Annotated in this window: 12 protein-coding genes; 6 read left to right on the forward strand and 6 right to left on the reverse strand. The window is 70.8% G+C overall.

Annotation, left to right across the window (positions count from 1 at the left end):
* Positions 1–85: 85 nt before the first annotated feature.
* The 4 genes from E6R60_RS10260 (at position 86) to E6R60_RS10275 (ending at position 3,553) form a co-directional block, all read left to right on the forward strand.
* Complete coding sequence (locus E6R60_RS10260) at positions 86–1,081, forward strand: ABC transporter permease (protein WP_136326166.1); 996 nt, start codon at positions 86–88, stop codon at positions 1,079–1,081.
* Positions 1,078–1,911 (forward strand): ATP-binding cassette domain-containing protein, encoded by an 834-nt coding sequence (locus tag E6R60_RS10265; protein ID WP_136326167.1) that lies wholly within the window; start codon positions 1,078–1,080, stop codon positions 1,909–1,911. Before E6R60_RS10260 ends, E6R60_RS10265 begins: the two co-directional genes overlap by 4 nt.
* 72 nt (positions 1,912–1,983) lie before the next feature.
* The gene (locus tag E6R60_RS10270; protein ID WP_136326168.1) at positions 1,984–3,015 is read left to right on the forward strand and encodes a LacI family DNA-binding transcriptional regulator; all 1,032 of its coding nucleotides are present in this window, start codon (positions 1,984–1,986) and stop codon (positions 3,013–3,015) included.
* 133 nt (positions 3,016–3,148) lie between these two features.
* The gene (locus E6R60_RS10275) at positions 3,149–3,553 is read left to right on the forward strand and encodes an FKBP-type peptidyl-prolyl cis-trans isomerase (protein ID WP_136326169.1); all 405 of its coding nucleotides are present in this window, start codon (positions 3,149–3,151) and stop codon (positions 3,551–3,553) included.
* Positions 3,554–3,637: 84 nt separating this feature from the next.
* Here E6R60_RS10275 and E6R60_RS10280 read toward each other — a convergent pair whose 3' ends face one another.
* From E6R60_RS10280 to E6R60_RS10300, 5 genes are all read right to left on the reverse strand, one after another.
* Positions 3,638–5,278 (reverse strand): long-chain fatty acid--CoA ligase, encoded by a 1,641-nt coding sequence (locus E6R60_RS10280; protein WP_136326170.1) that lies wholly within the window; start codon positions 5,276–5,278, stop codon positions 3,638–3,640.
* Between the two features lie 80 nt (positions 5,279–5,358).
* On the reverse strand, positions 5,359–7,068 hold the full coding sequence (locus E6R60_RS10285; RefSeq protein WP_136326171.1) for an aldehyde dehydrogenase family protein: 1,710 nt from the start codon (positions 7,066–7,068) through the stop codon (positions 5,359–5,361).
* An 82-nt stretch (positions 7,069–7,150) separates the two neighbouring features.
* The gene (locus E6R60_RS10290; protein WP_136326172.1) at positions 7,151–8,506 is read right to left on the reverse strand and encodes an MFS transporter; all 1,356 of its coding nucleotides are present in this window, start codon (positions 8,504–8,506) and stop codon (positions 7,151–7,153) included.
* A gap of 51 nt (positions 8,507–8,557) precedes the next feature.
* The gene (locus E6R60_RS10295) at positions 8,558–9,481 is read right to left on the reverse strand and encodes a TauD/TfdA family dioxygenase (RefSeq protein ID WP_136326173.1); all 924 of its coding nucleotides are present in this window, start codon (positions 9,479–9,481) and stop codon (positions 8,558–8,560) included.
* A gap of 116 nt (positions 9,482–9,597) precedes the next feature.
* The gene (locus E6R60_RS10300; RefSeq protein ID WP_136326174.1) at positions 9,598–10,200 is read right to left on the reverse strand and encodes a TetR/AcrR family transcriptional regulator; all 603 of its coding nucleotides are present in this window, start codon (positions 10,198–10,200) and stop codon (positions 9,598–9,600) included.
* Between the two features lie 98 nt (positions 10,201–10,298).
* On the opposite strand from E6R60_RS10300, the gene E6R60_RS10305 reads away from it, so the two are divergent.
* The gene (locus tag E6R60_RS10305; RefSeq protein ID WP_136326175.1) at positions 10,299–10,535 is read left to right on the forward strand and encodes a hypothetical protein; all 237 of its coding nucleotides are present in this window, start codon (positions 10,299–10,301) and stop codon (positions 10,533–10,535) included.
* Positions 10,536–10,760: 225 nt separating this feature from the next.
* On the opposite strand, the gene E6R60_RS10310 is transcribed toward E6R60_RS10305, so the two are convergent.
* A complete protein-coding gene (locus E6R60_RS10310) occupies positions 10,761–12,047 on the reverse strand; it encodes an amidohydrolase (protein ID WP_136326176.1) in 1,287 nt (428 codons plus the stop codon).
* A gap of 491 nt (positions 12,048–12,538) precedes the next feature.
* On the opposite strand from E6R60_RS10310, the gene E6R60_RS37320 reads away from it, so the two are divergent.
* Complete coding sequence (locus tag E6R60_RS37320) at positions 12,539–13,276, forward strand: hypothetical protein (RefSeq protein WP_240802486.1); 738 nt, start codon at positions 12,539–12,541, stop codon at positions 13,274–13,276.
* Positions 13,277–13,333: the final 57 nt, after the last annotated feature.

A 13,333-nucleotide genomic window follows, 5' to 3' on the forward strand; every position in this document is an offset into this window, starting at 1 on the left:
GCGGGGCGGCCGGCCCCGCCCGGTCAGGGACGGCCGCCCCTCCGTCCTCCCCCGAGGACCACCGCTTTTCCGACAAGGACTTCGTATGACAGCCACCACCGCGCCGTACGCCGGACTCAAGACGCCGACCACGGCCCGCAGACTCCTCACCGCGCCCACCACCGGCCCTCTGGCCGCCCTCCTCCTCGCCTGTGCGTTCTTCTCCCTGTCGACGGACCAGTTCCTCACGGGCGGGAACTTCTCGCTGATCGTGCAGCAGGTCATGGTCGTCGGCACCCTGGCCATCGGCCAGACACTGATCATCCTCACGGCCGGCATCGACCTGTCGTGCGGTGCCGTGATGGCGTTCGGCAGCATCGTGATCGCCAGGATGGCGGCCGAGGGCACCCTGCCCCCGCTGCTGGCCGTCACGGCGGGCCTGGTCGTCTGCGGCGGCTTCGGGCTCCTCAACGGGCTTCTGGTGCAGAAGATCCCGCTGCCGCCGTTCATCGTGACGCTCGGCATGCTCAACGTGGCGTTCGCCCTGACACACATCTACTCCGAAGAACAGACCGTCACCGGCCTGCCCGGGCCGCTGACCGCCCTCGGAGAGACCTTTCCGCTCGGCCGCACGGACATCACCTACGGCTCGCTGGTCACCATCGGCCTCTTCCTCCTCCTGGCCTACGCCCTCGGCAACACCGGCTGGGGCCGCCATGTCTACGCCCTGGGCAACAGCCAGGAAGCCGCACGCCTCAACGGCATCCGCACCTCCCGCCTGACCATCGGCATCTACACCGTGGCCGGCGTGCTGTACGGCCTCGCGGCCCTGCTGCTCATCTCCCGTACCGGGGTGGGCGACCCGCAGGCGGGACAGACCGAGAACCTCGACAGCATCACCGCCGTGGTCCTCGGCGGCACCAGCCTCTTCGGCGGACGCGGCTCGGTCCTGGGCACCTTCATCGGTGTCCTCATCGTCGGCGTCTTCCGCAACGGCCTCCAGCTGATGGGCGTGGCCTCCATCTACCAGACCCTGATCACCGGGATCCTCGTGATCCTCGCGGTGACCGTCGACCAGATGTCCCGGAGGAAGGCCCGATGACCGCCACCACTCCCACCCCCGTTCTCCAGGCCCGCGGTCTGGTCAAGCGCTACGGACACGTCACCGCCATCGACGGCGCCGACTTCGACCTGATGCCCGGCGAGGTCCTCGCGGTCATCGGCGACAACGGAGCCGGCAAGACCAGCCTGATCAAGGCGCTCACCGGCGCCGTGACCCCGGACGCGGGCGAGATACGCCTCAACGGTGAACTCATCCGGTTCACCGGGCCGCAGAGCGCACGCGCACACGGCATCGAGACGGTCTACCAGGACCTGGCGGTCGCCGCCTCGATGGACATCGCCTCGAACATGTTCCTGGGACGCGAACTGCGCCGGCCCGGCATCCTCGGCAGCGCCTTCCGCATGCTGGACAAGAAGCGGATGCGTCAGGAGGCCGCGGAGCACATGGCCGACCTCAAGATCGGACTGCGGTCACTCACGCAGGCGGTCGAAACCCTCTCCGGGGGACAGCGGCAGGCCGTGGCCGTCGCACGCTCGGTCGCCTGGGCGCGCAGCGTCGTCGTCATGGACGAACCCACCGCCGCCCTGGGCGTCAAGGAATCCGGGCAGGTCCTCGACCTGATCCGCCGGGTCCGCGACAAGGGCATGCCCGTGGTCCTGATCAGCCACAACATGCCCCACGTCTTCGAGATCGCCGACCGGATCCACGTCCACCGGCTGGGCCGCCGCGCCGCCGTGATCAAACCCTCCGACCACACCATGGCCGAAGTCGTCGCCATCATGACCGGAGCGCTGACCCTCGATGGAGCCGGAGGTACTGTCATAGCGGATTCCGAGGCCGCGGAGGCGGCGGGAGTCCAGGCCACCTGACCCGACGCACCACTCACAGGTTCCGGCCGAGGCCGCGGCCGGAACCGACGAGCACAGGGAGATCCCCGCTCCATGGCAGCGAACCGCCGCCCCACCCTGGCCGACGTCGCCCGAGAAGTAGGCGTCAGCGCCAAGACGGTCTCCCGGGTGCTCAACGAGGACGGACCCGCCTCGGCCCGGACCAGGGAACAGGTGCTCGCCGCCGTGGCCAAGCTCGGCTTCCAGCCGAACCTGATGGCTCGCAACATCCGTGTCGGCGGTCCCGACACGACCATCGGCCTCGTCGTGCCCGACCTCGGCAACCCGTTCTTCGGAGCGGTGGCCGGCGGCATCGAGGACGTCGTGCGGGACCGCGGCCTGACGCTGCTCATGGGGGCCTCCGCGGACGAACCCGCACGCGAACGGGAACTGACCGACACGTTCCTCGCCCGCCGCATCAGCATCCTGATGGTCATCCCGTCCGTCGGCTCCGACCACTCCCACCTGCGGACCCACCGGAGCACGGGGCTGCCCGTCGTCTTCGTCGACCGGCCGGGAGCCGGGCTGGCCACGGACAGCGTCGTCAGTTCCAACCGTGCCGGAGCGCACGAGGGTGTCGCCCACCTGATCGCCCACGGCCACCGCCGCATCGGCTTCGTCGGCGACCTCCCCACCAACCTCTACACCCGCCGTGAACGGCTGGCCGGATACCGCTCGGCCCTGGCAGAAGCCGGCCTCCCCCACGACCGTTCCCTGGTCATCAACGCCCACGACCAGCACGGTGCCGCCCTCTGCACCTCCCGCCTGCTGGAGTCGGCGGATCCCCCCACCGCCCTGTTCGCCGGGAACAACATCGTCGCCCTGGGGATGGTCGCCGAACTGGCCCGCAGCAAGCGCAAGGACGTCGCCGTGGTCGCCTTCGACGACGTACCGCTCGCCGAAGCCCTCGAACCCGCCCTGACCGTCGTGGCCCAGGACCCGGAGGAGATCGGCCGGAAGGCGGCGGAGACCGCCCTGGCACGCCTGGACGGCGACCGCTCCCGCGCCCGCACCCTCACCGTGCCCACCCGGCTGATCATCCGCGGATCGGGAGAACTCACCACGCCGATGGCGCGGGAAGGCTGAGACGGGGCGGACGGAGGGAGCGGGGCGGCCCCGCCGGCGTGGTCATGGCCGGTAGCGTGATCATGTGCCGCATGGAGGGTCCATGTGTCCGGACTGCCCGTGCGGGGGCCCGGTGGCGAGCGAGGGAACCGTGATGAGCGAACCGACGAAGCCGGGAGTCGAGGTTCCCGGGGGTGACGCGCCCACCGAGCTGACAGTCCGGGACCTCGTGATCGGAGACGGACCCGAGGCCCAGCCGGGCAGGGTCGTCCACGTCCACTATGTGGGGGTCACGTTCGCGTCGGGCAGAGAGTTCGACTCCTCCTGGGAGCGGGGCCGCCCGTTCAAGTTCGCCGTGGGCGGTGGCAAGGTCATCAAGGGCTGGGACCGGGGAGTGCGGGGAATGAGGGCCGGTGGCCGACGCGAGATCATCGTTCCCCCGCGTCTTGGATACGGCAGGCAGTCACCCTCTCCGTTGATCCCGGCGGACTCGACGCTGATCTTCGTCGTGGACCTGCTCACCGTCGCGGGTGGGCCGCCCGAGCGACGCCCGGCCTGACCGGCTCGGCCCGCACGTGGAGGGACAGGCCCCACGAAGGGCGCGACGCCGCCACGCCGGGCTGGACGAAGGCCATCGCCACCTTCAGTGGACACTCCCGGTCGTCCCGAGCCTGCCCGGGACGCCCGACGCGGTGGACGCCCCCGGTGTCTGACGAGCCGTGTCGGTCATCCGGTGCTCCGGGCCCCTCAGCTCGCGCTTGAGGATCTTGCCGGTGGCATTCATGGGCAGGACATCGCGGAACTCCACGAGACGGGGGTACTTGTAGCCGGCCATCTCGTCCCTGCACCAGCCGATCAGCTCCTCCTCGGTGAGCGTCGCTCTCGGAGCGCGGACCACGCACGCCTTGACCTCCTCGCCGTGACGGTCGTGCGGGACACCGATGACGGCCGCCATGCGCACGGCGGGGTGGGTGAGCAAAACCTCCTCGATCTCCCGCGGGTACACGTTGAAGCCACCGCGGATGATCATGTCCTTGGCGCGGTCCACGATGTAGAACCATCCGTCGGCGTCGCGGCGGGCCAGGTCTCCGGTGCGGAACCATCCGTTGCGCATCACCTCGGCGGTCGCCTCGGGCTGGTTGTAGTACCCCTTCATGGTGTTGTGGCCACGGATGACGACCTCGCCGATGGCGTCCGCGCCCTGGACCGGTGTCCCGTCCTTGTCGACCAGGTCCACCTCGACGCCCCAGACGGGGCGCCCGATGGAGCCCGGACGCGCCTCCTCGCCGGGCGGCACGAAGGTGGCCACAGGGCTGGTCTCCGAGAGGCCGTAGCCTTCCATGATCGTGACCCCGAACCGTTCACGGAAGCGGCGGTGGATCTCGGCCGGCAGTGCCGACGCTCCCGACCCGGCCATCCGCAGGTTCTTGGCGATCAGTGACAGGTCGACACCGGGCGCCTCCTCTTCGAGCAGCGCCCAGTACATCGTGGGAACGCCCGCGAAGAACGTGACGGCATGACGCTGCATCAGGGCCAGGGCCGAGCGGCCGTCGAAGCGTGGCAGCAGCACGAGCGTCGCCCGGGAGGCGATGCCGGCGTTCATCTGGACGACCTGGCCGAAGGAGTGGAAGAGCGGCAGGGTGATCAGGTGGACGTCATGCTCGACCTCGCCGAACAGCTTGTGACAGGTGAGGACGTTGAGCACCAGATTGGAGTGCGTGAGCTCCGCGCCCTTGGGGCGGCCGGTGGTGCCGGAGGTGTAGAGGATGACCGCGGTGTCGGAGGAGTCGGTGGCCGCCGTCTCGAAGTCTGCACTCTGGTCGGCCAGGGCCGCGGTCAGGGTCTCGGCGCCCTCGATCGGGGAGTGGGCGCTGGTGGCGGTCATCAGGAAGAAGTTGTCGCAGCCGGGGGTCTCACCGAAGCCTGACCACCCCTCCTGCCCCGTCGGGAGGTCCGCAGTGCCCTCGAAGCAGAAGTACGCCTTCGCTTCGGAGTCGGCGAGATGGTAAGCGATCTCCCGGCCCTTGAGCAGCACGTTGAGCGGGACGACCACCGCGCCGGCCTTGAGGATGCCGTAGTAAACGACCGGGAACCAGGGGAGGTTCGGGCAGGACAGTGCGACCTTGTCTCCGGGCTGGATACCGCGCGACCGCAGCAGGCCGGCAACCCGCCGGGCGGTCGCGTCGAGCTCGGCGTAGGTCAGCCGCTGGGTGCCCAGCACGACGGCGGTGCGCTCGGGGACGGTGCGGGCGCTGTTCTCCAGCAGGGTGGCGAGATTGAGCACGAGGTCTCCGTTGGGGAGTCTTCGGCGGGCGCCGAAGGGGTGGCGGATACGGGGCAGGGAGGGCCGCGGGCGACCGAGGGTCAGCCCCGCAGCGCGGAGGCGAAGAGAGCGGGCAGCTTGACGAGGCTCGGCGCGGCCGTGAAGCGGATGAGGCGTTGCACCGTCGTCAGTGCGGTGCGGTTGGTGACGAAGTACGGGGGGCGGGGCGACAGGGAGGGGTCGCCCGTGACCAGCCCGCGCGGAGCGGGCGCGAAGGGTGCGCGCAGCACCGTCTTCTCGACGTCCGCGAGCATGAACGCGTTGTGCACGAAGCCGATGCCGCTGCCGATGTCCTGCCGGGTGTGGCCGGGGAAGGCGCCCCACGGGGTGTAGCCGAGCAGGAACCCCACCCCCGACCAGCAGTTGACGCCCAGGGTGCCGTAACGCAGACCGGCGATGGCGGTGCGCACCGCCTCCACGTGGGCCTTCTCGGTCCTCGGGTGGACGATCAGGGTGGCTCCGAGGGTGCCGGGCAAGGTGTCGTTGGCGAAGTCGACGGCGTGGCGGAGGAACTCGGCCGGGGTCGCGCCGGGCAGGCGTACGACGCCCAGGGCGCTGCCGAAGACCTCGTCGGCGATCAGAACGTCGTCGTGGTGGTCGGTGATGTCGGGGACGAGCAGTCGGCAGTCCTCGCCGTGCGTCTCCGCCTGGGGATGTGCCTCGCGTACCGCGGCGAGACGGCCCGCGGCGCCGGGGTAGTAGTCGGTGCGCGGCGGCAGCTCGCGCAGCACCCGCCGGATCTCGTCGAGCAGCCGCTCGGTGCCGTCCCAGTCGCGCGGCAGGACCAGGATCTGGCTGGCGATGCAGTTATGGCCCGAGTTGTTCATCTTGCTGGTGACGATGTGTTCGGCCTGGAAGCGGAAGTCGGCGTCGCTCCACGGGCCCGGGGCCACGATGCAGGGGCTGACGCCGCCCAGTTCGCTGCTGAACGGCTTGGCGATCAGCGGGAGATCGTCGCGGCGGCGCTGTTCGGCGTCCTCGTCGGTGCCCCAGACGATGGCGTCGTAGGTGCGGTCGCTGCCGGTGACGTGAATGGCGTCGACGCCGTCGTGGCGCGTGAGATACGCGCCCTCGGCCGCGCCGCCGTCGACGAAACGAAGCCAGCCCCGTTCGACGAACTCGGCGAAGACGTACTCGAAGTGGGGGCGCAGATACGCGTTGACCGGGTTCATCTTGGCGATGACCACCTGGCCCTCGGCGTAGAGCTTGTGCAGGATGTCCAGCGCGGTGATCGCGGCGACGTTGCCGGCGCCGAGCACCAGGGCCACGGCCGGCTTCCCCTGCCTGCCGCGGTACTCGCCCGCGGCGCGCGTCCGCGCCTGCTCCGCCGTGATGCCGGGGCGCATCCACACACGCGCTCGGAAGCCGTTGAGCAGCAGGGTGTCCCAGCCGGTGGCGGGGAAGACGTCCACGTGGGTGCGGCCGTTCTCCTCGTGGACTGCCCTGGCGTCCAGCGGATCCCTGCCCGCTGCGATCCGTCGGAGGACGTGCAGAAGCGCCGCGGTGTTCTGGACCAGGGCCCACGGGCCGCCCATCCAGTCTTCCGCCGCCCAGGGGGAGGCTGGTTCGTACCCCTTCGCCCCGGAGCCCGCAGCGGCCATCTCGGCCGCACGCGCGACCACGCGCGGCTGCAACGCCTCCAGGAGAGCGATGCGTTCGGTGAGCGGGAGGGTGGACCAGGACTCGGCGTTGCCGCGTACGTCGGCCACGGTGCGGTCGAGGAAGGAGGTGTCGAGGGCGCTGGTGTTCAACGTCGTCCCTTGCGGAAGGTCGGGCGGGGGAAGAGCGGGGTACGCCCCGTGCGTTGCGCGGGGAGCAGGGCCGTACCTGTCGTCACACATAGAGCAGGCGGGCGTCACGGGCGGGGTTGATCAGCGTGACGGCGGCAGTTCCACCCACAAGAAGCACGGCACCGGTGATCAGGACGGCGTACTGGTAGCCACCCACTCCGTGGGTGTCCACCAGGCTGCCGATCAGCGTCGGGGCGATCAGGCCGGCAGTGGTCACCACAGCGTTCATGATGCCCAGGGCGCCGCCGCGACGATGGGCGGGAGCCAGCTCCATGATGGTGGTGGCGGCGATGCTGCCCATCGCTCCGGACAGGCCGAACGCGCCGGCCAGCAGCACGACGGCCAGGGCACCCGCCGGGACCACGGGCAGGACCAGACAGGAAACGCCGGACACGAGGAGGAGGACGCCGCCGACCCAGCCGCGGGCCCACCGGCTCGCGATTCCGCGGCGCAGCATCCATCCGGTCAAGCCCGCCTGTCCGAGCACCAGGATTCCGCTCAGGCCCCAGAACAGCATCAGCAGCCGTGTGGACGCCGCCGAGGAATAGCCCAGCCCGTCACGGAGGTAGGAAGGGAGCCACACCAGGGCGAAGGCGATCACCCAGTAGGTGCTGAAGTAGCCGATCGTGACACCGATCCAGGTGCGGGTCGCAAGGATCCGCCGGTACGGCATCGTGGCCTGTTCACGGCCCGCGGTCCCGGTTCTCTCACCCGTCCCCCGCACGTCTTCGGAGGCCGCCTCGGCGGGGGGTTCGATGTCCGCCGCGGCCGCGTACGGCCCCTCTCCGCCGAAGGGAATCCACAGCAGCGTCCACACCACGCCGGCCAGCGCCACCGCGGCGACGGCCGAGCGCCAGCCGTGATGGTCGATCAACCACGTCAGCACGGGAGCGGCGACCAGGACCCCCAGCGTGATCCCCAGGACGATCAGCGCCCCGGGCAGGTTACGCCGGTGGTTGGGGAACCAGGACAGGGTCGTCTGCTGGGCGACCGGGTAGGCGGGACCCTCGGCGGCGCCGAGGAGCACACGTGAGGCGATGAGCGCCGCCAGCCCTCCACCGACGGCCAGCGGCGCCTGGGAGACGGACCACAGAACGGCCATGATCAGCAGCAGCCACTTCGGCCGTACGCGGTCGGCCAGCAGCCCGACGGCGGCACCCGAGACCGAGAACAGCAGGAAGAACGCACTGCTGGCCAGTCCGAACGCCGATGCGGACAGGCCGAGGTCCTGCCGGATCTGCTCCGCGGCCAGACCGAGCACGGACTTGTCGGCGAAATTGATCATCATGAAGACGACGAGCAGCACCGTGAGGATCCACGCGCGGCGTCCCGTTCTGCTCGGCGTCCTCGGGGGGCCGACGGGCAGAACGGGTGCGACGTCGGTGTCGGTGTCGGTCACAAGGGCTCCGCGGTGACTGGATGGGGAGGGGAGGAGGGGCCGGAAGCCGGGTCAGGAGAGCGGGACGCCGGCGATGGCTATGCGCTCCATGACACGGCGCTGCGGGAAGTAGTCGCTGATCGCGTAGTGCTGGGTGGCGATGTTGTCCCACACCGCGACCGAGCCCGGCTGCCAGCGAAAGCGGACCTGGTACTCGGGGATGCGGGCCTGGAGGACGAGCTCGTCCAGCAGCTCGCGGCTCTCAGGATCGGAGAGGCCGACGATCCGGGTGGTGAAGGGCTCGTTGACGTAGAGCACCTTGCGGCCGGTGCGCGGGTGGCGGACGACCACCGGGTGCTCGACGGCCGGCAGGTTCTCCCGGTGCGCCGCGCGCTGGCTCTCGTTCATCAGCGCTCCATGACTCACCACCCAGTCGTGCACGGCGGTGAGCCCTTCGATCCGGTCCTTCATGGCGTCGGTGAGGTTGTCGTAGGCGGCCGCCATGTCCGCCCACATGGTGTCGCCGCCGGCGGACGGGACTTCGATGGCGCGCAGCACGGAGCCGAGTGCCGGCGCGGCCATGAACGAGTGGTCGCTGTGCCAGATGTTCTCCGTGCCCATGACCATGGCGTCCTTGGCCAGGCGGGTGACCCCGGCGGTGTCGCCCTTGGGGAAGAAGGGGTTCTCCTCCGGCTCGCCCCACAGACCGGCGAACGCGAGCTGGGACTGCGGGTCGAAGGCGTCCTGGCCACGGAAGAAGAGCACCTTCCACTCCAGCAGGGCCTGCCTGATCTCCTCCGCCAGGTCCTCGCCGATCGGGCGCGAGAGGTCGACGCCGTCGATCTCGGCGCCGATGTGCGGGGTGAGCGGGCGGACGTCCAGGAGCCGGTAGTCGGGCTGGGCCGCACCCGGCGCCATCCGGTCGAGGGTGCGCTTGCCGTAGTGCATCAACGGCTTGTCGAGAGCAGGGGCGGGCGCGGTGACGGCGCTGTCCATGAGGGTCCTCCACAACGAGAGCAGAAATCGTTACGGGGAGTATCGTTATTGAGGTGTGGCGATGCAAGGGATCTGACGGCATGAAATGTGCGGCGGCGCAGAGCCTGCCGGACGCGTCAGGCGGCCGGGGCGACGGCGCGGGCGACGAGATCGACCAGGGCGTCCACGAAACGGGACTCGGGCATCTCCCGCTCACCGATCAGCCGGAAGAGCAGGGGTGCCGCCACCAAGGTGGCTGCGGCTCGGACATCGGTGTCCGGGTCCACGTCGCCGCGGGCGATCCCCCGTTCGAGGATGCGCCTGGTCTCACTCGTGATCCGCTCGGTGTACTCCGCGTACTGACCCCCAGCCGCACCCGCCTCGGCCGCCGCTCCGATCAGGCCCGCGATCAGCCGGCCCGACCCCGGCAGCCGATACGTCTCCAGACGGGCGGAGAGGACGAAGCGGAGCTCGGCGCGGAAGTCGCCCAGATCAGGCACCGACAGGGGGCCCAGACGGCTCTCGGCAGCGGCGATGATCAGATCCTGCTTGGTGGGCCACCGCCGGTACATGGCCGGCTTGCTCACCCCGGCGCGGGACGCGACGGCGTCCATCGTGACCGCCCCGATCCCCTGCTCGGTGACCAGGTCCACGACCGCGGTGAGGACCGCTCCGGTGACCCGCTCCTCGCGCGGGCGCCCCGGCCCTCGCACGGCCCCGTCCGGCTTCATATCCACCATGCCCAGAGCCTACGGTCTCCGCCGGGCCCCCCGGAACGAGGTGCGCTCGCCGACCGGCGCTCTCTGCGGGGGCCGCCGACGCCCTTGTGGTCGACCCGGTGCGCGATCGCACGGCGGGGCTGCCCCGCGTCCCGGCACGTGCCGCGTTCACCCGCACCGCGGCCCTGGTCACGCATGACCCCGGTGAACGGCCGCTGCTCCGGCTCCGCCGCGATCACCACCGTGAACTCCCCACCAGGACGCATCCAGTGATCGGGTCCCCAGGGCTCGCCCCCACGCGGACCATGTTGCTGGTGTCGTCGCTCACGCTCGCCCTGGACACGCTCGCACCCTGATCAGCAGGCGTAGGCGACGGCGCCGGCCGCAGCCTCTCCGTTCTCACTGCCCTGCTCCCTGATCGATCTCCGCAACGGCCTAGGTGCGGGAGCTGTCAGGCAAGAGACTTCTGTGACCGGAGCCCGTGCCGGGCGCACCGCGCAGGGGTGTGAACGGAGGCGCTCACGTGCCCTGGAGGCGTCGAGCCGTTTCCCCGGTGAAGCACCCCGCAAGGAACGCGCGGCTCACGCGCGGGGGACGAGTGTGCCCGTGAGGTGGTCGAGTGCGACGTGGGTGTGGAGGCGCACGCCGGTGGTCAACGTGTCGTCATCGGCGTAGAAGTGGGGGTTGTGGTTGAAGGCCATCCCGCGGCCGCCGGAAGCGGGCCGCAGTTGGCCGTCCGGGGCGAATTCCAGGTCCTGGACGCCGAGGAGGACGTACAGGCCGCCGTGGGTGTTGACGAACTCGGAGACGTCGTCGTATCCCAGGGTGGGTGGTGTCTGGACGACGCGCTCCTTTCCGACGGCGCGGCAGAAGGTGGGCAGCGCGGCGTCGAGCCATTCCTTGCGGTTGTGCACGGCGGGCACGCCCTGCAGGTATTCGGTGGTGGCGGTGCAGCCGTAGGCGGCGGCGCTGTGCCCGGCCAGGGTGGTCAGCCGCTCCTGCAGGTCGTTCATGTCGGCCTCGACGGAGCAGCGGATGGTGCCCCACAGGGTGACGGTCTCGCCGATGATGTTGAAGCGGCCGACGTCCTCGAGGTGGCCGATGGTCACGGTGACCGGGTCGGCTGCGGGGACCTGCCGGTAGAGCTGTCCGATGCCCGTGAGGATCGCACCGGCGACGGGCATCGGGTCGGCGCCCTCCCAGGGGGTGGAGCCGTGGACCTGACGCCCGGTGACGGTGATCCTGACGAGGCTGGAAGCGCCGAACTGGTTGCCCTCCCGGTAGCCGACGTACCCCTTGGGCAGGGGGACCACATGCATGCCGAAGACCATCGTGGGGACCGGTCCGGCGAAGACGCCCTGACGCAGCATCTCCCCGGCTCCGCCCGCCTCATCCACCGGCGGCCCCTCCTCGGCGGGCTGGAACACGAACAGGACGGTGCCCTGTAGATGTTCCCGCACCCCGGCCAGCACGGTCGCGGCGCCGAGCAGCATCGCCGTGTGGGCGTCGTGACCGCAGGCGTGGGAGACCGGGAAGGGACCACCGGGATAGTCCTCGTCGACCGTCTGCGCGGCGAACGGGGCACCGCAGAGATCCTTGACCGGCAGCGCGTCGATGTCGGCACGCAGGGCGACCACGCGGTCGCCGGGCCTGCCACCCCGCAGCACACCCACGACTCCGTGGCCGGCGATACCGGTGCGCACGTCGTCCAGACCGAGGGAACGCAGGTGGTCGGCGATCAGCCGGGCGGTGCGGGCCTCGCGGTTGGGCAGTTCCGGGTTCTGGTGCAGGTGCTGCCGCCAGGCGACCACCTGCTCGGCGACCTGTGCGGCCCGCCGGTCCAGCTCGTCATGGCTGAGCTCGGGCATCGGGCCTCCATGGACATCGACGAGTCCCTTCGACGCTAACCGGTCCCGCGGCCCGTGCGGCGACGGGACTGGGCTGTCCGGGCGACGCCCCGCCCCTCACAGCAGGCATCATCCGCGGCGGCGGGTACGCGTGCCCGGACCCGAGGCCCCGCGCACAGGCGCCGCCTCGCCGGGCGGAGCGGGCGTGTGCCAGGGCGAAGAGGGCGACCACGCCGGAGCAGCGCGCATCCGACCCCGCCACGTCGGGGACGCCCGTGCGGGCTTTTTGCTCATCCGTTCGGCCTCCGTGTACTCGCACTCCCTCACTGTCCCGCATCCCATGGGATCAGTGGGTGCAGGTGAGGAGCGCCGGACGGTGGGTACGCGAAGGGCTGATCGGTAACCGGGCACCGCGTGCCGCACCGGTCAGCGGAAAGAGGCGACAGCGACGATCGGTCGGGAAGCGGCCGAGACAACGACCCCTGCCGGATCAGTGAGCGAAAGGCGCAGCCGTGTACAGCCCCGACGGCCCCGTCGTCGACGCGGAGTCCCCGTGCCCGCTGCTCCGGCTCGGGACATCGGCCGTCCTGACGGCCGCGCGGATCGAGGACGCACGCAGCCACGAGCCCGGCTTCTCGGTCTCTCCGGCACGTTCGGTGACACCGGGCACCTCGTCCGTGCCGGCGCCCCGGGACGAAACGGCGGCGTTCGCGCCGGCCGTGCTCGGCCTGGGCGTACGCGGCGGTGCCGGTGGCCCGGCGGACACCCTCCCTCCGGCCGGCGCCGTCGGCGCGCCCGGAACAGCCGTGCCCGTGCTGGTCGTCCCGACCGGCGGAACCAGGCAGATCACCGAGAAGAACACGCCCCCTTCCAGGGGAGCAGAAAGGAGAGTGACCGCCATGGTCACCGTAACCCTCACGGAGACTCCCAGGGATGACGCCGCCGCGGTCTTCGGCGTCCTCCGGAAGGCGTTCCCCGCGCACGGATCCTCCGGCACGACTCCGCAGGAGGAACTGGGCGACCACCCGGCGGTGTGGACCGCCGAGTTCGAGGCGACCGGCCAGGAGGCCCGGACGGAGGCGGCCGCCTCCTCCTCCTTGAGCGCACCGGTCGCTGCCACGCTGCAGGGCTCTTACGTGGCGGTGGACCGGATCCGCGAGGTCCTGAGCGAGACGTTCGCCGTGGAGGAACTGGGAACGGCCTCGGGAGACCAGGAGAAGGAGGTCGACCTGCGGCTCCGGACCAAGTGACCGAGTGACCGAGGGTCCGGGGCCGCGCCACGCACGCCCTCGCACCCGGCCACCGGC

The sequence above is a fragment of the Streptomyces sp. A0642 genome (assembly GCF_004795105.1).
In the GTDB taxonomy this organism is placed as follows: Bacteria; Actinomycetota; Actinomycetes; order Streptomycetales; family Streptomycetaceae; genus Streptomyces.